Origin of the sequence: Nonomuraea aurantiaca (genome assembly GCF_020215705.1) — a bacterium.
In the GTDB taxonomy this organism is placed as follows: domain Bacteria; phylum Actinomycetota; class Actinomycetes; order Streptosporangiales; family Streptosporangiaceae; genus Nonomuraea; species Nonomuraea aurantiaca.
The window spans coordinates 583,533-604,836 of the sequence record NZ_JAIWNB010000001.1 but is presented as its reverse complement, the minus strand read 5'-3'; the positions used below and the strand labels follow the sequence as shown (position 1 = coordinate 604,836).

Below are 21,304 nucleotides of genomic sequence, written 5' to 3'. Positions count from 1 at the left end.
GCGATCATCCCCTTCCGGCGATCGCCACCCGCAGCTGTCACGCATCGCCTCCGGCTGGCATGGTGAAGTACGGGTCGAAGGGAAAGTCCACGTACGCGAACGCCGATCCGTCCGGTGCCCGAGCCCCACGAGGTGCTCGATCGCGAGACGAAGCCCCTCAGCCTCGTCCACGTGGACATTGTCGACGTCGGACTTCCGCACCCATTCCCCGAGCCACACCACGGGCACGAGATCGCAAGCCGCCGACAGAGCGCTCGACGTCGGATCCGGATTGAAACGCGGCCAGCGCCTCCACCCGTTGCTCCATCAGCTCAGCGACGACGACATCCGTCGACCGCTCAACCGTCCTCGGACCCAGCGCCAACCCGAAGCCCTCTTCCGCCGCCCGGACGAACAGCCGCTCCATGAAGCGCACCTGAAACGGATGGCGGATCTCGAACACCTCCCCGATCAGCCGCGTACGATTCTGGCGAAGCAACCGCGCCGAGGCATTCGGCCGATACCCGAGCTCACTCGCCGCGGCGAGAATCCGCTCCCTGGACTCCGCACTCGGCCCGGGAACATCCCGCATCACCAGCGAGACCAGCTGACGCGACACACCCACATGGTCAGCGATGTCCTGCATCGTCGGCAGCCGGCCGGAACCCTTGTATTTCCGCGGCGTCCGTGCACCATCCACGCCGGTCGTCATGCGTACCAGTCTCGCACGTGCTAAACGGGTCACGTGTCGCAAGCGAACCGACCGGTGCGGCCGGTCTGCCATGACACTGTCGATCAGCTACAGAAGCCGACATGAACCCCTTACATCCCGGCCATGAGGGGTCCGACATGGGAGGGGGTCCGATCACGGCCCGATACGCCTCCGCCAGGTCGAAGGCGCAACCTCACCGACTACGTCGCCCGGTCACCGCTCGAGACCGGCGGACTCAGCACCCAGCTACACCCTCGACCATGAAGAGTTCCATTCATTCCATTTCCGGATGGATGGCAACTATTCTGACATCTTGCACTCGGGAAGCTTCGATAACAGATGACACGCTTTCTGGATGGCCCGTCACCGTGAATCCATAAATTTTTGCCTCGTCGACTTAATCACGAAGATCCGACAATTTCAAGCCCAAATTATCCCAGTTATTTCCGGTCCGACACGCGCAATAACGAAGCCCAGCGCCTGAACTGAGCCGCCGCTGAATTCCGATCCGTTTCCCTGATGCACAGATTTTGAATCCTCGCGATTCGAACAACAGGAACACATCGAAGTTACTGCTCCAAATACCAGCCATCGCGGCCGTGCCCGGCGGCGACCGGAGCTCATCCACGGCCTTCACGTACACGTCCGCAGGCGACTCCTTCAGCAGGACGATGGTTCTCTTGGCGTCAGCGGAACGAGCGGGGGCGCCGAAGGCTTCCAAGGCGGCGGTCAGTTGAGTCCGGGGCATTGCCGGAACCCGCACGTCTCCCGAATAAGACAGGACGAGCTTGTCTTGCCAGCTCATTTCGGCGGCGTCCATGCCATCGCCTTGACCCTCGAAAGTCACAGGTAGCTCCCGGCCGTCCCCGGCATCGCGAAACGACGAATCGGCGAAGTCAAACGCCACTTCGTAGTCCGGATTGGCGACGGCCAGGGCGTTCTTGAGCACGAGATATGCTCGCTCATCGCTCAGCGCTTCACCGGAAACGGCAGAGCGCACGAGCAGCGTCATGCTCAGAGCCAGGACGACATCTCCGGCTACCACGAATAGCCATCTACCACGAACTTTGCCCCCGGGGGATAGCGGTATGGGGGGCCGCGAACGCGGCCCCCCAATATTTGCGGTTTTACCCTACTATTCCCAAATCCACGACGGGAGATCGTTCTTGTCGGAGATCATGCGCCCGGTCTCTTCCCAAGAGATGCGGCGAAGTTCCGCTGGTGGCTCACCCAGCCCGTACTCGAGCTTGCGCGCCACGAAGGAATGGCCCACGTGGTGAACGTGCGGCGTGTACCAAGTTCCCTTGACCTTGTACTTCAGGTACAGATCGCTCTCGAAGTAATGGGCGAATCTGGAGATCACGCACTCGTCGATGTGCGTGACGAGACATTCGTTCACCGTTTCCGGGCGGGTCGCCATGTAGAGGCCCTTCGAGACCTTCTGGCTGAGATACGGCTTGCAGAGCTCGCCGATCTCGTAGTTGATCTTTTTGGAGACTCCAGCGTTCGCCGTCATCGAGACCTTCGGCGTGGTTGTTCCATCCACCGTGATGCCCATTGACGCGTTCTGGGTAACCTCAGTGGTGCTTTTCTCGTTTACGAAGCACAGCTGAGCCGTGAACTTCGGCTTGATGTGGTCCCACATATACTTGTTGTATTCTTCCTGCTTCTTGCTGTTGTTGTTCGTGCCCACCCTCATGTAGTTGACCGCGTGCTGGATGTCCCAGCGCTGGTCGCCACGGAGGTTCCGCGACATGTCGACATCCTTCGGATCCCAGTAGGCGCTGAACCGGGTGGAGACCCACCATCCCTTCACCAAGGTGTCGACCCACGACTGTCCTTCGCAGTTGAATTTCGGAGTTCCGCCGTCGTAGAAGTAATCGGTCGAGATCGGCGGCTTCACCGTGCACAGCGGCGACGCCCCGGCAGAGCCGCCCGCAGACGTATCGCCGGAGTCCAGAGAATCAGTGGGGTCCTGGTAGGCCGGATTCGGAGCCTCGATCGTGGTCATGTTTCCGCAGCGGTCGAAGACGTGGATAGTGATGGTGGATGGGTCAGGGTCGACCTGGCCGGGAGCGCCATCTGCCGGGCGCTTGGCGGCCGACTGTCCGGAGCCGGAAATCTTCCAGGTCCGTTTGACCTGAACGGTCACCCAGATCTCGCCGTTCGGCTTGGCCTGAACGACGCCCTTATCGAGCGTCACAGTGGAGTCGGTCCTGGCCTGGTTGGCTCGCTGCAGAGCCGTCCGCTCGGCTGTCAGCTCAGCGTTGAGCAGCGATAGCTTGGCTGTGCTCGGCGCCCTGGCCGTGACACCCGGCGCGTCCCAGATGGTTTTTGCACGACCTTCCAGTACGGCGTCCTGCGCCTGGTAGTAGGCCTTGACACGGTCCAGGTACGTCTGAGCGGCCGGATCATCCGAGTTCACGCGAGCGGTCGCGGAAGGTGGCTGGTCCAGGAAGGGGACACAGGTACCGTCATTGGGCTGTGGTGGCGGCACGGCCCGGGGGGTCGCCGTCGCAACTGCCCAGTCGCTCTTACCGAAGGGCGTCGTCGCGCGCACTTTGACCGTGTAGGCCATCCCATTGGTCAGACCGTCCGCTGTCGCCCACGGCTCCTTGGACGTCACCGTCTTCGCGACGGTCCCGCTGGCGTCCACCACCTCGATGTCGTAGCCGAAGATCATCGCGGAGCTGCCGCTCCTCTCCGGCAATCCCCAACTCGAGACAATGCTGGCGTCCCCACCGGACGTTGTGAGGTTGACGACCTCGCTGGGCGGGCCTGCGGGCAGGTAGGTGAGTTCAACCGAGGGTTGCTCGCTCACCACTGGGTCCGCAAAGGAAATGATGTCGTCCTTGTTGGAGGTCAGCAGCAGCCACTGGTACTCGCTCCCCGCAATGTCGGCCTGTGGGGCGCTCAGTGGCAGCGCGAGGGGCGTGACGGCGGTGTCGGCATCCCCCGCCAGCTCAGAACCCTTGGAGTCGCCTGTGACAGGGTTGTTGAGAGGCGTCGCTGTAATGATCGCATCAGCTGGGCAAGCGGCCGCCGGGCAAGTCGGCCTGCCAAGCTTCACGATCGCCTCGGTGACGGCCGCGCCGTCCGGCAGCGCATCCAGCTTGAGCCCGATCACAGCGGCGGTCTTGTTCGTCCCCGTACCGCCTATCTGGGCCGTGGCCGAATCCCCCACCGGGCACGGCGAGCCAGCGCAGGCGGTTGGATCGGTCTTGGCGGTTTTGATGACGAAGCTGTCCTTGCTCAGCGTGAGATGCCGGACGTCCTCGACTGGATCGGGAGCAGGTGTCCCCGGGGTGGTGAAGCTGACCGGAGCGGTCTTGGGAGTGCAGACCTCGATGGCCGAGCTGTCCGCAACGGCAGACGTAGCGGATCGGGAGGCTGCTGAGGGAGTCGCTCCGACGATCGGGGTATTCATGTCGGCCTGGAGTTCCGCGGCGGTTTGCGCGCGGTTGTAGACGCGTACTTCGTCGATCACGCCCTTGAAGTACTCGCCAAACGTGGTGTTACCGCCGATGTGGAAGGCGCCGCCGTCGTCGAGCAGATCGCCTGTGGCGAGGCTTTGGCCCACTTGGGCGCCGTTGAGGTACAGGCGGGCCATGGTGCCGTCGTACGTGACGGCGAGGTGGCTCCAGGTGTTGATCGGCAGCGCTCCACTTCCTGGGACCGATTTGAAATCGTCGCCGGTGGCCAGCAGACCCATGGGTGTGGAGCCGTTGGAGGCGTACAGGCCGTAGCCGAGATCGTCGAGCGTCGCGTTGTCCTTGCCCATGAGGGTGCGATAGCCATCGACGGCGCTGGGCTTGACCCAGGCCGACAAGGTCAGGGCGTTGGTCATCTTCAGCGAGGGTGAGTGGTTGACGGTAACCCAGCTGGAGGTGCCGTTGAAGGACAGGGCCTTGCCGTACTTGCCTGCCACCCAGGAGGTGCTGGTGGAGGTGCCGTTGTTGGTGCCGGTCTTGTCGGCGACGGCGGTTCCGGTTCCTGCGTCCATGCCGTAGGCGGCAACCAGGCCGCTCGGCGTCGGATTCGGAGTCGGGGTGGGCGTTGGGGTCGGTGTCGGCGTTGGGTTGGGTGTTGGGTCAGGGCCGGGGGTGGACGAGCCAGGCCCGGTTGCGCAGGCGACCATCTGCCACTTGTACGTACGCCCTGGCTGCACGGTGTTCGCGGGGACTTGGTACGAGGCCCGTTCGCCGCCGTTGACCGTACGGGTGCCGAGCGGCGCCGAACCGACTGGTGCGCCCGTGTTGTCGTACAAGTAGTACTTGGCCAAAACCGCGCCGCCGGACGGCCGGTTGACCATGCCGGACAAGATCGGCTGGGTCGGGTCGGCCATGCCGGTCTCGGTGTCGCTCGGCAGCATCGGCGCGTCCGAGGTGATCCGGTAGGCCGGGCTCTCGTTGCATGACGGCGGGACGACGCCGCTTCGGCACGCCTTGACCACGAACTTGAAGCTGGCCGGGTTGTCCAAGGTGAAGACCTTGTCCAATACCTGGCCCGAGGGGATGTCGTTGTGCGTGGTGGTACCTGGCACGCCTACCAGCGTCCGGACTTCATCCGCCGTCAGGACCCGCTGATAGACGTGGACGTCGTCCACCGATCCGTCGAGATTCTCGGCGAGTACCCGGCCACGGCCGATCTCGAACGGGCCGCGTGCGTTCCAGTCCAGGGAATAGGGCCGTTCGCCGGACAGTACCCCGTCCACGTACAGCCGGATCTTGTGCGCGGCCTGGTCATACTGTGCCGCGACATGTGTCCACTCACCGATTTTCGCCAGCCCGCTGGAGGGGACTCCTCGCTCTTGGATCGTGGTCGGATCATCCTTTGCGGTGGTCGTGAACCACCAGTGCTGGTCGACATCTGACAGCCCCGAAGTCACATAGTTCAGCGCGAAAGCGGCTTGGTTGACTCCCATCTGCGAAAACACGGTCTGGTCGGTTGCGCTGCTGTTGAGCCGCACCCAGGCTGCCACGGTGAAGCTTTGGTTGGTGTTGAGGACCGGTTGACTGGTGACGGCCTTTCCGCCGTTGGTGAGCTTCACGGCCTGGCCGAGCTGCCCACTGACGCGGCTGTAACTGCCGCTCAGAGTTGCGTTCCGGCCATTGCCGGAGGAGTCGGTGGCGGAGGCGCCGGATGCCTCGTCGAACTTCCAATAGGCTGCCTCCTGTCCCGGCAACTGGGGGGCCGGAGGCGTCATGGTGGAGTCGTTGACCGTGACGGTGTAGTTCAGGTTGGTGGCTTCGGGGACCCTGGAGCTGTAGGACACCTTGACGTTGGTGCTGCGTGCGATGGCGTCGTTGCCGCTCATGGAGTCGATCGATTCGGCGGAAACGGTGGGGATCTCCGGCGGGAGCACCCAGTCCACGCTCAGCTTGGGCACGTTCTGGTTGAACATCAACGGCCAGAACAGGAAGTCCTCGATGAAGTTCTTGGGGACAGGGCTTTCCGAGGTCAGGCTCAGCATCAGGCCGTTGTTGGCGGCGCCCGAGGCCCACTGCTGGGTCATGCTGGTCAGGTCCCAGCTCCACACCGAGCCGGTCGTGCGCGGCAGCGCACAGGGGTCGACGGTGGACCGGCCTTCCGGCGTGGTGGTGGGCTGGTTACTCCAGGAGGTTTTGTCGGCCACCCACGGCGTGGTGATGCGTTGTGCGACGATCCCCTGAAAGGCACTGCAGGAGGTGGCGTCCGCGCGCAGCATCAGCTGCATGGTCGATTTGACCACCTGGCGCCCGGCGATCGCGGCGGTGTCGAAGGCCATCAGTGCACGGGTGATCCGATCACTTCCGTTCACTTGCATTCGGCGGACGAACCCCGCTGACGACTGGAAGTCGGGGGAACTGATCCCGACCTCCTGGCTCACCCCGAGCGTGGTCGTGGGGTCCACCGTGACGGGATACTTAGTGTCCGGGTCGGCCAGCCACGCGGTCTCCGGTTTGAGCACCAGAACGGTCGATGCGTCCTTGCCCTCGACCGTCGTGTCGATCTTGGCCTGGCGGCCCGGGTGCTCAGCGCTCGGCTTGTCGGTCGCCGCGTCCCACATCAGCGGCGTCGGCGCCGATGCCACCTGCTTGCCCTTGGCGGCCGTCAGCGAGAGGCCGCCCGATTTGGTCGTCTTGAGGTCGAGCCCGCGGGCCTGCACCGGGATGCGGAACTCCACCGCTCCGGTCGGCCGTTCGCGTAACACGATGTCGTGCCGGAATCCGGTAGGCAGGACCGTCACCACCAGGTCCGCCGATGGGCCGGCGGCTCCTACGTACGTGGCTACGTTGCCCTTGATCTGAGGGTGTGGCAGTGCCGTCGGCCAGGACAGCCCGAACGAGCGGTCCCTGCCCAGCTTCATGGTCGCGAAAGGTTGTGTGCCGCCGGTCGACAGGCGCACGCCGCCCTTGGCGCGCTTGGGCCGTAGCACCCCGTTCTGCTCGACCAGGGACGTGTCGATCCACGCCCACGAGCCGTCGCCCTGCTTGAGCTGGGCCGGGCCTGAGTACGACTCCGTCGCCAGGTGTCCGTCCGGGTAGGCCCACGTACGTGATGTCTCGGTGAAGGCGGATTCGACGGGGATCGTCTCGTTGCGCTGCTTCGCCTCCTGGAGTGCGGCACGCAGGGGCGCGTCCGGATCATCCGGGTGGGGGAAGATGGTCTTCGTGGAAGCGGGAGCGCTCCCAGATGGGCCGTTCGGTCCCGGGTCGGCCATGGCCGAGGTCACCGTTCCCGCCACCAGCAGCGATGCTGCCACCGTGAGCACCGTCGCCAGGGTGATGTGCCGGGGCGGTTTCCCGCCCGTTCTCGTTGTACGTGGTAACTCGCTCACTAACACCCTCAATCAGGGATGAGTTGACATGACACAAGATCAATATCCTCGCCTGATCAAGGGGACAATATGAGAAAGGTCACCCTAAATTCGAACGCATTTTCTGTAACATCTGGAGTCCCAGGGCGATGGGCTCTCTACTACGAGAGCAAGATCGGGTTCTGACGAGCGACAACACCGGCAGTCCCTGATATCCCAGGCGCACTGCCACAATGGTTTCGGGCACGCACACTGAGGGACATCAACAGGGCCTGATCTTTATATCTGTCTTACAGCACCACCCGATCGAACGATCGACCGCCACCTGCGGCCAGTTGCGCTCATGGGGCCGCGACCTGGCGAGGGCAATGCTGGAGGTGGCGCGTGGCCTGGAAGAGGAGCACGGCCCAGACCGCGCAATACCCACGGAAGACCGCGCCGCTGCGGTCGGTGAGCGGCGCACCGCCCAGCATGCCGACCGCCCACACCGCTGCCATGCCGGTGCACGGCCACAGCAGGACGAGCAGGACCACGCGCGGCCAGCGCCTGTCGAAACGCACCTGGGCGGCCAGCAGGAACACGATGATCAGTAACCCGCTCGGGGGAGACCGCCCCTCATGTAGAGGGGGATCACCGTCCTAGTGGGTCACGCCTCTATGGTGCGAGTGATCCACGAGCGGTAGTGGGTCACGTCCGTCCAGATGCCGACCCCCGGTCCGCCGTCGGGGTTGGTGGAGCAGCCGACGCCGCCGCCCATCCGCTCGTCCACGTCGTCACCGTCGCGCGAGGTGGCGCCGATCAGCTCCCACCGGCCGGCGATCTTGCGGATCTGTGGGCCGCCGGAGTCGCCGTGGCAGGCGCTGGCCGCGCGCCCGGCGCTGTCGCTGGTGCACAGCTCGGTGCCCCTGTTGAGCTCGACGCAACGGTTGTCGGGTACGCGTACGGTGTCGAGTTCCTGCAGCTTCTCGGAACCGTTCTCGCATCTCGCCATGCTCTCGCAGGTCATCCCCCAGCCGATGACTCGGCTCGGGTCGCCCACTCGGCCGGGGCTGTCGGCGATGCGGATGGGGGTGAGGTTCACTCGGCGGTCCAGCTGGATCAGCTCGAGGTCGCCCTTTCGCTCCCCGCTCGTGTCGCGGCCGCTCCAGTCGGGATGGGTGACGATCCGCTTCACGCCGGCGACGACTCCGCCCTTGTCCCGGTCGAGAGAGCCGATGCGTACCCGTGTCTTGCCGGGCTTCATGAGGCCCTTGCAGTGAGCGGCGGTGACGACCCAGTCGGCGGCGATGAGGGCGCCGCCGCAGTGATGGTTGGGCACTTCGCTCAGCCGGAAGGACGCCATGAACGAGTAGGGCTCCGTCGCGTCCCTACCCCCGATGATGGCGGCGTGGTTCACGCCCGCAGCGGCCGTGGTGGTGGTGATCAGTGCGAGCCCTAGAGCCATGAGGGTGGCCAGCGCCATTGATCGCCTGCTGATTGCCTTGAACACAAGTCTCCTATCAGTTGGGGCGGCTGAGGAGACACTTTGAACGCTGCGAACTCAACGTGATGGCAGCCGCACCGGCTCGTGATCTGAAGGGGGAAGGGGTGTTGCGTGGCTGGTCAGAGGCACCCGCCACAGGCCAAGGCTACCTGCGGGTGCAAATGGTCGGCACCGAACGTGATCACTCGGTCACCCCAGGATCATGCTGGTCAGCGGTCCGCGATGAACAAGAAGTTGCGGGGGAAGCCCATGACGTCCCGGGGCAGCGGCGGATCCCACGGCCACCGGCCATAGGAGGCACCCGGCTCCCCAGGGGTCTTCAGCTCCGTGACCCGCCAGCCGCACCCCGCCAGGAACTCCTCCGGCTCGTCCGTGCCGAACAGCCACGGGCAGCCGTCCTCCGTCAGCCTGCGCAGTCCCTCCCGCGAGAACTCGCTGATCATCGACTGGTGGCTGAGCAGATCCCCGGCGAGCACGCTCCCCGGCGCCGTGATCTCCGCGACCCGCTCCACCAGCCCCCGAGCGGCGGGCTCCGGCATGTAGAACAGCAGGCCCTCGACCACCCACAGGGTCGGCGCCGCCGGATCCCAGCCGGCCTCCCGGAGGGCCTGCGGCCAGGCTCCGGTCAGGTCGGCGCCGACGGCCCGCCGGGCGCAGCGGTGCTGGGCGCCGAGTTCGGCGAGCCGCTTGTCCTTCTCCTCCAGCAGGTCGGCCTGGTCGATCTCGTACAGCACGGTCTCCGGAGGCCATGGCAGCCGTACGGAGCGCGTGTCCAGGCCGGCCGCCAGCAGGACGACCTGCGCGAGGTCGGAGCGTACGGAGATCACGTCGTCCAGATAGCGGGTCCGGATGGCGATGAACTCGCCGACGCCCGGGTTGTCGTAGCGGGCGAAGAGGGTCGCGCCCTCCTCTCCGGCGAGGTCCTCGGCCAGGTGGTCGGTGAAGATCGCGTCATCGCGTCGCGACTCCTTCGCCCTGGCGGCGGCCGTCCAGCGGGCGGTGGCGGAAACAGCGTGCATCGACACTCCTTCGGCAGAGGATCAAAGATCAACGGCGCGGGCCGCGTACCTGTTCGAGCAGGCGCCGCATCTGCTCCGGGATCCGGGCCGGAACCAGGTGGCCGTTCTCGTCGGGACGTACGCAGGCGATCCGCTGCTCCCCGGTGGCGACCAGTTCCTCTCCTCCGTCCGGGAGCTGACGCCAGTACTCGTAGGTCATCACCGACTGGGTCTGGCCCAGCTCTCCCTGACGCATCCTGATGACCACCTCGTCGAAGACCGCCAGTTCCCGCAGGTAGTCGCAGTGGCAGCTCACGGTCAGCAGGCGCACCCCGTCGGCGAACCCGGCCACCACGTCGGGGACGAAGTCCCGCAGGAACATCTCCCGGGCCCGGCCCTGCCAGCGGATGTAGTTGACGTAATTGACGTTGCCGAGCAGGTCGGTGTCCTCGATGCCCACGACGTGCCGGTACTCGTACGCGTCTCCGCTCATCGGAGCTCACCCGCCTTGCCGGCGTTCGCGTCGGTCGCGGCCAGGATCGCGAGGACGACCGGAGCCGCCACACCGCGCAGCCTGGTGGACATCGTCAGGATCCGGTCGTCACCGGCGACGAGCCCCACCCAGCCGCCGTCCCGCGCCGAGTCGAACGTCACCGCGGCGTCGACCGGCCGGCCCGCCTTCACCAGGCACTCGGCGGCCGTCCAGATCCGCGTGGCGGCGGTGTCGAAGTCCTCCCCCGTCTCGTCCGCGACGGTCTCGGCCAGTGTGAGCCGGTCGGCGCCGAGCAGCGTCGACCAGGCTTGCCTGCTCCGGGGTGTGACCGTCTCCAGATCGCACCCCGGCGTGGTGGTCGCCATGGTGACGCCCGCCGAGTGCGCGATCGACACGGTGTCCCCGCCCAGCACCTCCGGCTTGCCGTCCGGGCGCCAGACGACCTCGGCCTCGGCGCCGAACAGCCGCTGGACCGCCAGCCGGCTGGCCTGCCGCCGCTCCAGCCCGTCGCCGTCGGCGTCGAACACGACGCGGCCGGCCAGGTTCTGCTCGATGAGCACGTGTTCCAGGTACGAGCCCAGCAGCATGGGGACCCACTCGCGGGGTACCTCGTACTTGCTGACCAGCTGGGTCCGGAAGCCCTGCCAGGTCTCGATGACGTCGCCGTCGCGGTCGGTGACCTCGATGTCCCAGCACTTGTCGTCGAAGCGGTGCCGGATGTAGACGTCGGTCGGCTGCGCCCCGGTCGACGGGCCCGGCACGATGCGCTCCACGCCCGCGGGGATGGCCAGTACGGTCGGCCCGCAGGTCTGCATCGGCTGCATGTAGGCGTCCCGGGCGGCCGGGTCGCCGAGCAGCAGTCGGTCGGGGAGATACCGTCCGAACCAGGATGAGCCGGTGCCGGCCAGGAGCCGGCCCGTGACGTGCTGGGCGCCGGTGCGGTGGACGCTCTCGACCAGCTTGAAGCGCGGGCCGTGGAAGAGCATCGGCCCGTAGAGGTCCGTCGCGGGGTCGAAGGCCAGCGGCGGCAGCGCCACGTCGCCGGGCCGGGCGAGCCCGAGGGTCTCGGGCTTGACGCCGGAGTAGTCGCCGGTGTGCCCGAGTGGTTCCGGCTGGTCGCCGGTGTGCCTGAGCTGGGCGCCGGCGTAGTCGCAGACCGCCCGGAAGTGGTCGATCTGGAATTTGGTGGTACTCGTACGGACCGCGGTGACGACCCGGCCCGGCCCGGTACGCAGCGCCGCCACCCGTACCGTCACGGGGGCGTCCTCGGCCACGACGATGGCCCGGAGGAATTCGACGCCCTCCAGGACCGGCACGGTGTCCGTGCCGAGCAGGCCGGCCGCGGCCTGAGCCATGATCTCCATGCCCACCGTGCCCGGCAGGACCGCCCCTTCCCCGCCGCCGAAGACGTGCTCGGCGAGATAGGGATCGCTGGCCCAGCCGACCTCGGAGTCGGCGACCAGCTCGATGCCGGGGTAGTGGACGCGCGGCTGCTCCAGGAAGCGCAGCAGCGGCAGATCGTCTCCCCCCTCAGAGCCGGCGGTGAAGGTCACCGTCGGCATTTCGCCGAACCGCCCGGTGACCACGGTGACGACGGGCGCGCCCGGGTCGGCGATCAGCTCGCGGAGCATGGCCACCCCCTGGTCGGGCGTGATGGTGGTGACGCCCACGCGGGCGAGGTTCTCCACCGAGCCGAGCCGCTCCCCCATGCCGACGCCCGACCACAGGGACCACTCCACGGCCCGGCACCGGCAGTGCGGCAGCTCGCGCGCGAGCCGTTCGACGAGGTCGCTCTGCCACTCGTTGGCTATGGCGTAGTGGGCCTCTCCCCGCAGCCCGGCCCGCCCGGTGATGCTGCCGAACGTGACCAGCAGCTTCAGCGCGCCGGTCCCGACGGCCGCGAGCACCGCTTCGAGCCCCGCGACCTTGGGGTCGATCGTGGCCGCGTAGTCGGCGTCGGTGAGTTCCCCGAGCAGCTTGGGCACGTTGCCACCGGCTCCGTGCAGGACGCCGGTGACCTTGCCGAGGTGCCGTTCGATCGCGGCGACCGCTTCGGCCACCTGCGCCCCGTCGGTGACGTCGGCGCGCAGGTAGCGGGCGGTCACTCCGGTGGCCGCCATCCGCTCCAGGTTGGCGGCCAGTTCGCCGTCCTCCTCCGGATCGGATCGGCCGAGCAGGGCCAGCCGGGTGCCCGTCTCCTTGGCCAGGCTCAGCGCGCATTCGGCGGTGATGCCCTTGCCGCCGCCGGTGACGAGCAGCACGTCGTCGGGGCCGAGCGGCAGCTCGGTGCCGTTGAGCTCCACCGGCGTCAGGACGGGCTCCGTACCGGTGCCGTCGGCGCCGTAGAAGACCTCCTTGAAGCGGTCGGTCGCGGTGACCTCCGCAGTGATCCACGCGGGCGCCTCGGCCGCGTCGAGCGGGAGGGTCACGACGGTGGTGGCGACCCAGGGCGCCTCCAGGTGCAGGCTCTTGGCGAAGCCGGCCCCGCCGGGCTCCTCCTGGACGATCGCGCAGCGGGTCACCTCCTTGCCCGCGAGCACCGCCTCGGCGCCGGCGCGCAGCACCGCCAGCCGCTCGGCACGCTGCGGACCCGAGGGGAGGACGACCAGGACGCCGGTGCCGGTGGCCGCCGCTTCGAGCGCGGTCCGGACGGCGTCGGCGGCGGGATGATCACCGATGACCTGCCAAGTACCCGGGCCGCGGGGCGTCGTACGGACCGGCGGGGTGCTCTCGCGTCTCCCGACGGCGAAGCTGTGCACCCAAGGCGCGATGCCGGGCGGCACGATGCGGGCCGCCGCCGTCTCGGCGTCCTCGGCCGGGGCCTCGCCGTCGCGACCAGCTGCTCCAGCGTCTCGGCGACCTGGCCCAGGGTCGCGGTGGCGTACCCGGTGGGCGCGGCGGGCTCGGACAGCCCGAGCCGGCTCATGGCCTCGCCGACGAGCTCGCCCACCACGATCGAGCTGAGATGCAGGTCGTCCAGGAACTTGCTGTCCGCCTGCACCGCCTCCAGCGGGAACTCGGCGTGCGCGGCGACCAGCCGGCGCAGCAGGAGGAGCGGGTCTCCGGTGGGTTCGTCCAGAGAAGAAGGCCCCGACGCGGGAGCGGCGGCGCCGACCAGCAGGGCGGAGTCGATCTCCGGGACGACCTCGCACAGGTTGGTGATGAAGGTCGGGGTGGCGGCCGGGTCGAAGGCGCGGGTGAAGCGATCGTCGAACAGTTCGCCGACCTTCACGCCAGCGCCGACGGCGAACGCCGCGCCCAGCGTCTGCAGGATGCCGGCCAGGGAGTCGTCGTCCGTACGCGTGGCGACGGCGGGGACGTCGACGATGTCGCGCGCCAGCTGGGTCAGGACGAGGCCGGGCCCCACCTCGATGAGCAGGTCCGCGCCCTTGGCCGCCACCGTGAGCGCCTCGATGAAGCGGACCGGCGCGGTGATCTGCTCGCGCAGCAGTTCGAGGGGCTCGCCCACGACCGGCGCTCCGGTCACGGTCGAGATGACGTGCCGGCCGACGGGCTCGGGCCGCTCTTCGGCCAGCCGGCCCGCGAAGACATCGGCGGCCGGTGCGACCAGCCGCGAGTGGAACGCGTGCGAGACGGGGAGCCGGACCGCCGACAGGCCCTGGCGGGTGGCCCGCTCGACGACCCGGGTCACCGCCTCGGCGGGGCCCGACACCACGGTCTGGCGCGGTGAGTTCAGGCCGGCGACGACCACGGGATCGTCGCCGAGCAGCGCGGCCACGGTGTCGTGGTCGGCGGTGACGCTGGCCATCGCGCCGCCGCTCTCCGACAGCTCGCTCATCGCCCGTCCCCGGGCGGCGGCGATCCGCAGGGCCGCGGCCTCGTCGAAGGAGCCGGCCCAGTGCAGCGCGACGAGCTCGCCGAGGCTGTGCCCGACCGCGGTCCCGGCTTCGACGCCCAGCTCGGACAGTACCCGCAGCCCGGCCACCGAGGCGGTCACGATGCGCGGCTGGGCGACGGCGGTCTCGACCTGGTCGCCGCCGGTGGGCAGGGCCGCCATCTCGTACAGCTCGTCGACCGAGTCGAAGCGGCGGCGCAGCGCGCCTCCGTCGGCGCGGCTGCCGGAGCCCTGGCCGGGGAACATCAACACGATGCGCGGCAGCTCGCCGAGCGTGCCGAGGAAGACCCCGGCCGCGCTGTCGAGGTGCCGTTCCGTGCCCTGCCCGGCCAGCTTGGCGACCCGCCGCAGCCGCTCGGCGAGCGCGGCGGGCGTGCCGGCGACCACCGCGGCGCGGCTCGCCCTGCGGCCGATCTTCCGAGCCAGGTACGCGGCGAGGTCGGGCAGCTCGGATCGGGACAGGCCGACCGCGATCTCGGCGAGGCGGTCCGCCTCCTGCCGCAGGCCGGCCGGCGAGTCGGCGTCCAGGCAGAACAGCTCGACGTCCTGAGGGGAGTTCATGAGCGTCCGGGTCCGCCCGTCCAGGCGGGGCCGGCGCCGGCGCGGAGACTCGATCACCACGTGCGTGTTGATGCCGCCGAAGCCCATGGCGCTGACGCCCGCGCGCAGCGGCGCGTCCTGCGGCCACGGCTCGGCCTTGCGGAGGGTGCGCAGAGCCGGGGAGTCGCCGGAGAGGATCTTGTGGGGCCGTTCGCAGCCCGTGGTCGGCGGCAGCACCGCGCTGTTGACCGCCATGACGGCCTTGATCAGGCCGGCCATCCCGGCGGCCGCCTTCGTGTGGCCGATGTTCGCCTTGATCGAGCCGATGACGGCGGGCCGCGCGGCCGGCGCGGCCGCCCTTCGCGCCTCGGAGATCGTCTCCAGCTCCGCGGCGTCGCCGACGGCGGTGCCGGTGCCGTGTCCTTCGAAGTACGGCACCTCCTCGATGCCGAACCCGGCCCGCTCGTAGGCGCGGTCGAGGCAGAGCCGCTGGCCGTCGGACTCCGGCCGGGTGATCCCGCCCGCGCCGTCGGAGGAGACGCCCCAGCCGGCGATGAGGGCGTGGATGCGGTGTCCCCTGGCGACGGCGTCCTCCTCGCGCATCAGCACGACCATGCCGGAGCCCTCACCGGGCCAGAATCCGGCGGACCGCTGGTCGTACACGCGCATCTCGTCGACGGCGAGCGCGCCGGCCCTGGAGAAGCCGATCAGCTCGTTCGGGTCGATGCTGATGTCCACCCCGCCGGCCACGGCGACGTCGAGGTCGCCGGAGACCAGCGCGTTGCAGGAGGTGGTGAGCGCCAGCAGCGACGAGGCGCAGGCTCCGTCGACGGCGTAGCCGCCGCCGTTGAGGTCGAAGTGGTTGCAGATGCGTCCGGCGATCGTGTTGGACAGGCCGCCGGCCAGGTAGTCGCCGTCGGGCACCGGGAACGGCGCCTTGTAGTCGTGCTCCATCCGGCCGAGCAGCTCGGTGAGCTGCTCGGTGTCCAGCTTGCCCTCCAGGGCGTTGGCGACGATGCGGCGTACGTACGGCCAGCGCAGCCTGATCCCGGCCGCCCGCTGGCCCTCGCCGGTGAGCGAGTTGCCGATGACCACGCCGGTGGTCTCGTGCGGCGCGCCCTTGCCGTCGGGGAACCCCGCATCGGCGAGCGCCTCGGCGGCCACCTCCAGGGCGAGCCAGTGCACCATGTCGGTGTTGCGGAAGGTCGTTCCGGCCACCTTGAAGCGCAGCCGGTCGAACTCCCAGTCGCGTAACAGCGCCGCCTCGGTCGTGTAGAAGTGGTCGGGCGCCGAACGGTCCGCGGACCAGTAGTCGGACAGCCGGATCCGTTCCGGGGGCAGCCGCCGGAACGACCTGCGGCCCGCCAGCGCGTTGTCCCACAGCTCACCGGCGGTGGCGGCGTCGGGAAAACGGCATGCCATTCCTACTACGGCGATACGAGAAGTCACGGGCCGTCCTCAAATCGAATTCGTGGTGCCGTTCCGGAGCCGGTGGAATGCGTTGACCCGCGCCGCGCGCAGCAACGAGCCCGGTGACGCGAACTGTTTGACATCGATGAGCCGGGAGGCGAAGTCGTAATAATGCCTGGCCGCGCCGGCGTCGCGGGCCGCCGCGGAAAGCAGCAGCCGCTCGAAGATATTGAACGGCCGTACGGCCGAATAGTCCTCCATCAGCTTGTGATGGCTGTCCAGCGCCGCGCGGTGCGTTTTGCCGTACTCCGCCAGGCCCGGCAGCACGTCGCCCTGGCTCGCCACGGCGCCCCCGACCGCGTCCACCAGCCACTGCGCGGACTGGAACGCCCAGCCGCAGCCGACTCCCCACAGCGGATCGGTGGCCAGGGCCGCGTCGCCGACCAGGGCGAGTCCCGGTCCGTACGGCTTGCGGTAGACGTTGGGCAGGTCGAGCGTCCCGACGATCTTGGAGACGCGTTCGGCCTCGTCGATGCGGGGCGCGTCGGGCAGGGCGCGGACGAACCGTTCGAAGCTGCCTTCGAGGTCCGCGCGGAAGGCTGAGCTGTGCCGTTCCTTGCTGGGCGAGCAGGAGATCACGGTGACGCCGTCGTCGTTGGGGAAGGCGAAGGCGGTGTCCGGGTCGAGGAACCACACCCGGCTCGGCGCGTCTTCCGGCAGGCCACGGTACTGGGCGAAGAAGCCCAACCGGTTGTTGGCGCTCAGCCTGACGGGCAGCCCGCTGAGGGCGCCCACGGTCGTGTTGCGCCCGTCCGCGCCCACGACCAGCCGCGCCGTCAGCCGGGTCTCCACGCCGTTGGCGGTGACGCTGACTCCGGTGAAGCGGCCGTCCTCCTCCAGGAGCCCGTTGACGTTCTGGCCGAGCCGGAGGTCGACGCCCGGCGTCTCGGCGGCGAGCCGCCTGAGCAAGGGGTCCAGGGTCTGGCGGCGGATGTTGAGTCCGTGCGGCAGCGGCTCCGCGCCGGGCGCGGGGCGCGGCTCGATCCAGCCCCAGGGGGTCCACAGGTGGGTGACGTGCCGGTGCGCCCCGGCCTCTTCGAGCAGCGGCAGCAGGCCCAGCGTCTTGATGACCGGCAGGCAACTCGGTTGCAGCGTATGGGTGCACAACACCTTGTACGCGTCCATGCCGGAATGCTTTTCCAAGAGCGCGACGCGAGCTCCCAGATTCGCGAACAGTATCGCGCCGGCGCACCCGGAAATGCTTGCGCCGACTATGACGACGTCATAGTCATCTGTCATGCGGGATTTCCCTACGAGGCTACGGCGAAGCCCACTCCCGCATACCTGGAAGTGGTTGAACCGTAAACGGGGATTGCGTTGATCATTAAAGAGTTACCCGATAGTAGGGAGCGAGCTCTGAGATCGTCAAGAGGTGCGCGAGGGCCGCCCGATCTGCTCGCGCAGCAGCCGCAATTCGGCGGCGATGCCGGCCAGGTTCCAGTGGGCGTTGAGGCCGCTCGGGTTCGGCAGCACCCACACCGGCGCGCCGCTCACCGGCTCGGCCTGGGGTCCGATCCGCGCCTTCGGCCGGGCGAAAGCCGTCCGGTACGCCGAGATGCCCAGCACGGCCAGCGCCCGGGGCCGCACCGAGGCCACCAGCCCGGCCAGCCGGGCCCCGCCCTCGATCAGCTCCTCACGGGTCAGCTCCGACGCCTTGGCGCTGGGCCGGGCGACCACGTTCGTGATGCCCAGCCCGTACGACGGCAGGAGGTGCTGCTCGGCGGGAGCCAGCAGCCGGGGCGTGAACCCGGACAGATGCAGCGCGGGCCAGAACCGGTTGCCGGGGCGGGCGAAGTGATGGCCGGTGGCCTCCGACATCAGCCCGGGATTGATCCCGCAGAACAACACCTCGATGGAGGGACCGAGCACGTCGTCAATCACGCATCGGACGCTAACCCATCTCCTTGAGCTTGCGCCCTTCGACTCCGGTATCGTCCCAGAAAGGATCATGGCGAATGGATGAGTTCGGAGGTATTACGTGACCGTTTCCGGCGGGCGTGACAACGTGGAAGTCGTCGGTGAGGCCGCAGACGGGCAGGTAAGTGCGGAGGTCGGCGCTGACGGCCTGCTGACGGTGCTTCGCCTTGACCCCCGGACGCTGCGATGGGGCTCGCGGGAGCTGGCCGGGCAGATCGTCGTCGCCGTACGGGCGGCGCAGCGGGCCCATCTCGATCGGATGGGCGAGAGCGGCGATGAGCCGGCGGCGCCGGGAGAGCACGAGGCAAAGACCCTTGCTCGGCGGCTGGACGAGCTGGAGGTCCAAGCCTCTCGCGACTTCGACCGGTTGACCTCGGCGCTCGATGAGACGCTTCGCCGGTTGGAAGGAAGGTGAACGGGATGACCCCTGATTACGTGAACATCGATGCCGGCGGCCGCCACTCTTCCGGGCGCTCCTTCAGAAGACTGGCCGATGAGTACACGGATTTCGCCACCGGACTGCGCAGTGAGTGGGGGGATGAGGCGCCGTTGCCGTACGAGGAGTTCTCTGGTCCCTATCTCGAGTTGAGGCGCACGCTGCTGGAGGCATGCGAGCGGCTCGACGGGCACCTGCGCCACGTCGGCAACGGTCAGGTCATCATGGCCGAGGTCAACGTCGAGGCGGAGCACATCAACACGGTGAATGTCACGCCAACGGGCCAGGCCCGAGCATGAGCCTGATGAGCGAGCCGGCGGTGGTCGCCGGTCTCGGCATCCTCGGCATCCCTCCGCTGCCCGACACCGGCCTGCTCGACAAGCACATCGGCGAGCTGGACCGGGCCGCCGCCTATCACCGGCGGCTGGTCCAGGACGGCGGGCACGCCTACCGGCTGGCAGGCACGAACGAGGGGCCGGCCACCGACGCGCTGCACGCCTACATGACGAGCCGCGACGGCGCCGTACCCCAGGCGGCCGACCTCGCCGACCGCCTCACCACAGCCGTCGGCAACCTGCGCGTCTCCAAAATCATCATCGAGTGGGTCGAGGGTCTGCTCGCGAGCGTGGCGGTCGCCGCCGGGATCGCCGTCGCCTTCGCCCCCCAGCTTCTCCCTCGTCTCGCCGCCATAGGCGGCCGGTTCATCGCCATGCTCCGCAACGCCCTGAGCCGCGCCGGACGCATCTTTATGAGCCTGTTCAAGACCCGGCAGGCTCGCAGGATCGACGCTGTGTCCGACCGCCTGCATGAGGCCTGGCGCGCTCCCCGCCGGTTGCCCGGCGGAGGCTACGAGGCGCGGGTCAAGACGACAACAGACCAGGCATGGATCAGAAGGCACGGCACTGATCAGGTCGATATCGCCAATACCCGATACAAGGACCTGCCGGCCGACTGGCAGAAGGAGAACAAGGAGTCGGCGACCGTGGCGGTCCGATTGGTGGATGACGCGAGCAGGCGCGGAGTCGATCTCAAGGGCGAGGAATTCATGGAGTCCGCCAGCGAGCGCGTGCACGACGCCTGGCTTCGGCGCAACGGTGAGTGGGCCCCGCCCGAGCAGAAACTGCCGTATCAGGAGCTGTCGCAGGTCGAGAAGGAAAAAGACCGTGTGGTGGTGCGCGAAGCGCTCGCGGAGCAGGACTAACCCATCTCCTCGAGCCGGCGCCCCTTGGTCTCCCTGACGAACTTGGTGACGAACAGGAACGACAACACGGCGAAGAAGGAGTACATGGCGTACGTCAGAGGCAGGTTCCACTTCGACAGGGCCGGGAAGGTCACCGTGATCGCCCAGTTCGCGATCCACTGCGCCGAGGCGGCCACTCCCAGGGCGGCGGCCCGGATGCGGTTGGGGAACATCTCCCCCAGCAGCACCCACACCACGACACCCCACGACAGCGCGAAGAACAGCACGAACACGTTGGCCGCGACCAGCGCGATGGGTCCCTGCGGGGCGGGCAGGCTGAGCCCGCGGGCGTAGGAGAACGCCCACGCGGCCGTGCCCAGCGAGATGGCCATGCCCGCCGAGCCGATGAGCAGCAGCGGCTTGCGCCCGATCTTGTCGACCAGCGAGATCGCGATGAACGTGCCGATGATGTTGATGACCGAGCTGGAGAAGCTGATCAGCAGCGAGTTGGCCTGGGTGATGCCCACCGACTGCCAGAGCACCGACGAGTAGTAGAAGATCACGTTGATGCCGACGAACTGCTGGAAGACCGACAGGGCGATGCCGATCCAGACGATCGGCAGCAGCCCGAACGCTGGTCCGCGCAGCTCCCTGATCGTGGGCCGCTGCTCGCTCTTGAGGACCTGCCGGATCTCCGCCACCCGGGCGTCCAGGTCCACCTCCGCGCCCTCGACCTCGGCCAGCACCGTACGAGCCTGCCTGATCCGCCCGGCCGCGATCAGATACCGGGGCGACTCGGGGATGGTCGAGGCGAACAGCAGGTACAGCAGGGCCGGCACGACGCACGCGCCCAGCATCCACTGCCACGCCTGCAGCCCCCACAGCGGGTTGTTGACGTCACCCCCGGCCAGCCGGGCGAAGACGTAGTTGACCAGCTGCGAGACCGCGATGCCGAGCACGATCGCCAGCTGCTGGAACGAGCCGAGCCGGCCCCGGTAGGCCGGCGGCGACACCTCGGCGATGTAGGTCGGGCCGAGCACCGAGGCCATCCCGATCGCGATGCCCGCCAGGACCCGCCAGAAGGCCAGGTCCCACAGGGCGAACGGCAGCATCTGCCCGATCGAGCTGGCGGAGAAGAGGATGGCCGCCACCTGCATGGTCCTGGTGCGTCCCCACCAGTCGGCCAGCCGGCCCGCGATCCAGGCGCCGATGGCGGAACCGAGCAGCGCGATGGCCACCACGATCCCGATCTCCACCGGGCCGACGTGGAAGTACTTCTGGATGCCGACGACAGCGCCGTTGATCACGGCGCTGTCGTAGCCGAACAGGAACCCGCCGATGGCCGCCGCCGCCGTGATGAAGACGACGTGGCCGAGGTTCTCCTGGTGGCCGGACTGAGTAGCCATGCGGGCCTCCTCCCCGAAATGGGGATTTACCCGCC

General features: G+C 68.2%; 15 protein-coding genes. 3 read left to right on the top strand and 12 right to left on the bottom strand.

What is annotated here, in order from left to right:
- Positions 1 to 157: 157 nt before the first annotated feature.
- The 11 genes from LDL49_RS02750 to mug form a co-directional block, all read right to left on the bottom strand.
- A complete protein-coding gene (locus LDL49_RS02750; RefSeq protein ID WP_225289260.1) occupies positions 158 to 691 on the bottom strand; it encodes a LacI family DNA-binding transcriptional regulator in 534 nt (177 codons plus the stop codon).
- A gap of 397 nt (positions 692 to 1,088) precedes the next feature.
- A complete protein-coding gene (locus LDL49_RS02745; RefSeq protein WP_225289259.1) occupies positions 1,089 to 1,703 on the bottom strand; it encodes a hypothetical protein in 615 nt (204 codons plus the stop codon).
- A 123-nt stretch (positions 1,704 to 1,826) separates the two neighbouring features.
- On the bottom strand, positions 1,827 to 7,445 hold the full coding sequence (locus LDL49_RS02740; RefSeq protein ID WP_225289258.1) for a LamG-like jellyroll fold domain-containing protein: 5,619 nt from the start codon (positions 7,443 to 7,445) through the stop codon (positions 1,827 to 1,829).
- Positions 7,446 to 7,831: 386 nt separating this feature from the next.
- Positions 7,832 to 8,071 carry a hypothetical protein gene (locus tag LDL49_RS02735; RefSeq protein ID WP_225289257.1) on the bottom strand — a complete coding sequence of 80 codons (240 nt, stop codon included), beginning with the start codon at positions 8,069 to 8,071 and terminating at the stop codon, positions 7,832 to 7,834.
- Between the two features lie 65 nt (positions 8,072 to 8,136).
- Positions 8,137 to 8,979 carry a S1 family peptidase gene (locus tag LDL49_RS02730; RefSeq protein ID WP_225289256.1) on the bottom strand — a complete coding sequence of 281 codons (843 nt, stop codon included), beginning with the start codon at positions 8,977 to 8,979 and terminating at the stop codon, positions 8,137 to 8,139.
- Positions 8,980 to 9,182: 203 nt separating this feature from the next.
- Positions 9,183 to 9,992 (bottom strand): class I SAM-dependent methyltransferase, encoded by an 810-nt coding sequence (locus LDL49_RS02725; protein WP_225289255.1) that lies wholly within the window; start codon positions 9,990 to 9,992, stop codon positions 9,183 to 9,185.
- A 28-nt stretch (positions 9,993 to 10,020) separates the two neighbouring features.
- On the bottom strand, positions 10,021 to 10,464 hold the full coding sequence (locus tag LDL49_RS02720) for an acyl-CoA thioesterase (RefSeq protein ID WP_225289254.1): 444 nt from the start codon (positions 10,462 to 10,464) through the stop codon (positions 10,021 to 10,023).
- The gene (locus tag LDL49_RS02715) at positions 10,461 to 12,725 is read right to left on the bottom strand and encodes an SDR family NAD(P)-dependent oxidoreductase (RefSeq protein ID WP_225289843.1); all 2,265 of its coding nucleotides are present in this window, start codon (positions 12,723 to 12,725) and stop codon (positions 10,461 to 10,463) included. Before LDL49_RS02715 ends, LDL49_RS02720 begins: the two co-directional genes overlap by 4 nt.
- Before the next feature lie 257 nt (positions 12,726 to 12,982).
- Positions 12,983 to 16,309, bottom strand: a complete 3,327-nt coding sequence (locus LDL49_RS02710) for a type I polyketide synthase (RefSeq protein ID WP_225289253.1) — start codon at positions 16,307 to 16,309, stop codon at positions 12,983 to 12,985.
- Positions 16,310 to 16,318: 9 nt separating this feature from the next.
- A complete protein-coding gene (locus LDL49_RS02705; protein ID WP_225289252.1) occupies positions 16,319 to 17,569 on the bottom strand; it encodes an NAD(P)/FAD-dependent oxidoreductase in 1,251 nt (416 codons plus the stop codon).
- A gap of 126 nt (positions 17,570 to 17,695) precedes the next feature.
- Positions 17,696 to 18,211, bottom strand: a complete 516-nt coding sequence (mug, locus tag LDL49_RS02700; RefSeq protein ID WP_225289251.1) for a G/U mismatch-specific DNA glycosylase — start codon at positions 18,209 to 18,211, stop codon at positions 17,696 to 17,698.
- Between the two features lie 97 nt (positions 18,212 to 18,308).
- On the opposite strand from mug, the gene LDL49_RS02695 reads away from it, so the two are divergent.
- From LDL49_RS02695 to LDL49_RS02685, 3 genes are read left to right on the top strand one after another with little or no spacing between them, the layout of a single operon-like run.
- Positions 18,309 to 18,662: a YbaB/EbfC family nucleoid-associated protein gene (locus tag LDL49_RS02695; RefSeq protein ID WP_225289250.1), complete on the top strand. Its 354-nt coding sequence runs from the start codon at positions 18,309 to 18,311 to the stop codon at positions 18,660 to 18,662.
- A gap of 20 nt (positions 18,663 to 18,682) precedes the next feature.
- Complete coding sequence (locus tag LDL49_RS02690) at positions 18,683 to 18,982, top strand: hypothetical protein (protein WP_225289249.1); 300 nt, start codon at positions 18,683 to 18,685, stop codon at positions 18,980 to 18,982.
- A 20-nt stretch (positions 18,983 to 19,002) separates the two neighbouring features.
- Positions 19,003 to 19,884: a hypothetical protein gene (locus LDL49_RS02685; RefSeq protein ID WP_225289248.1), complete on the top strand. Its 882-nt coding sequence runs from the start codon at positions 19,003 to 19,005 to the stop codon at positions 19,882 to 19,884.
- Here LDL49_RS02685 and LDL49_RS02680 read toward each other — a convergent pair.
- Positions 19,881 to 21,269 carry a sugar porter family MFS transporter gene (locus tag LDL49_RS02680; protein WP_225289247.1) on the bottom strand — a complete coding sequence of 463 codons (1,389 nt, stop codon included), beginning with the start codon at positions 21,267 to 21,269 and terminating at the stop codon, positions 19,881 to 19,883. The genes LDL49_RS02685 and LDL49_RS02680 overlap by 4 nt on opposite strands.
- Positions 21,270 to 21,304: the final 35 nt, after the last annotated feature.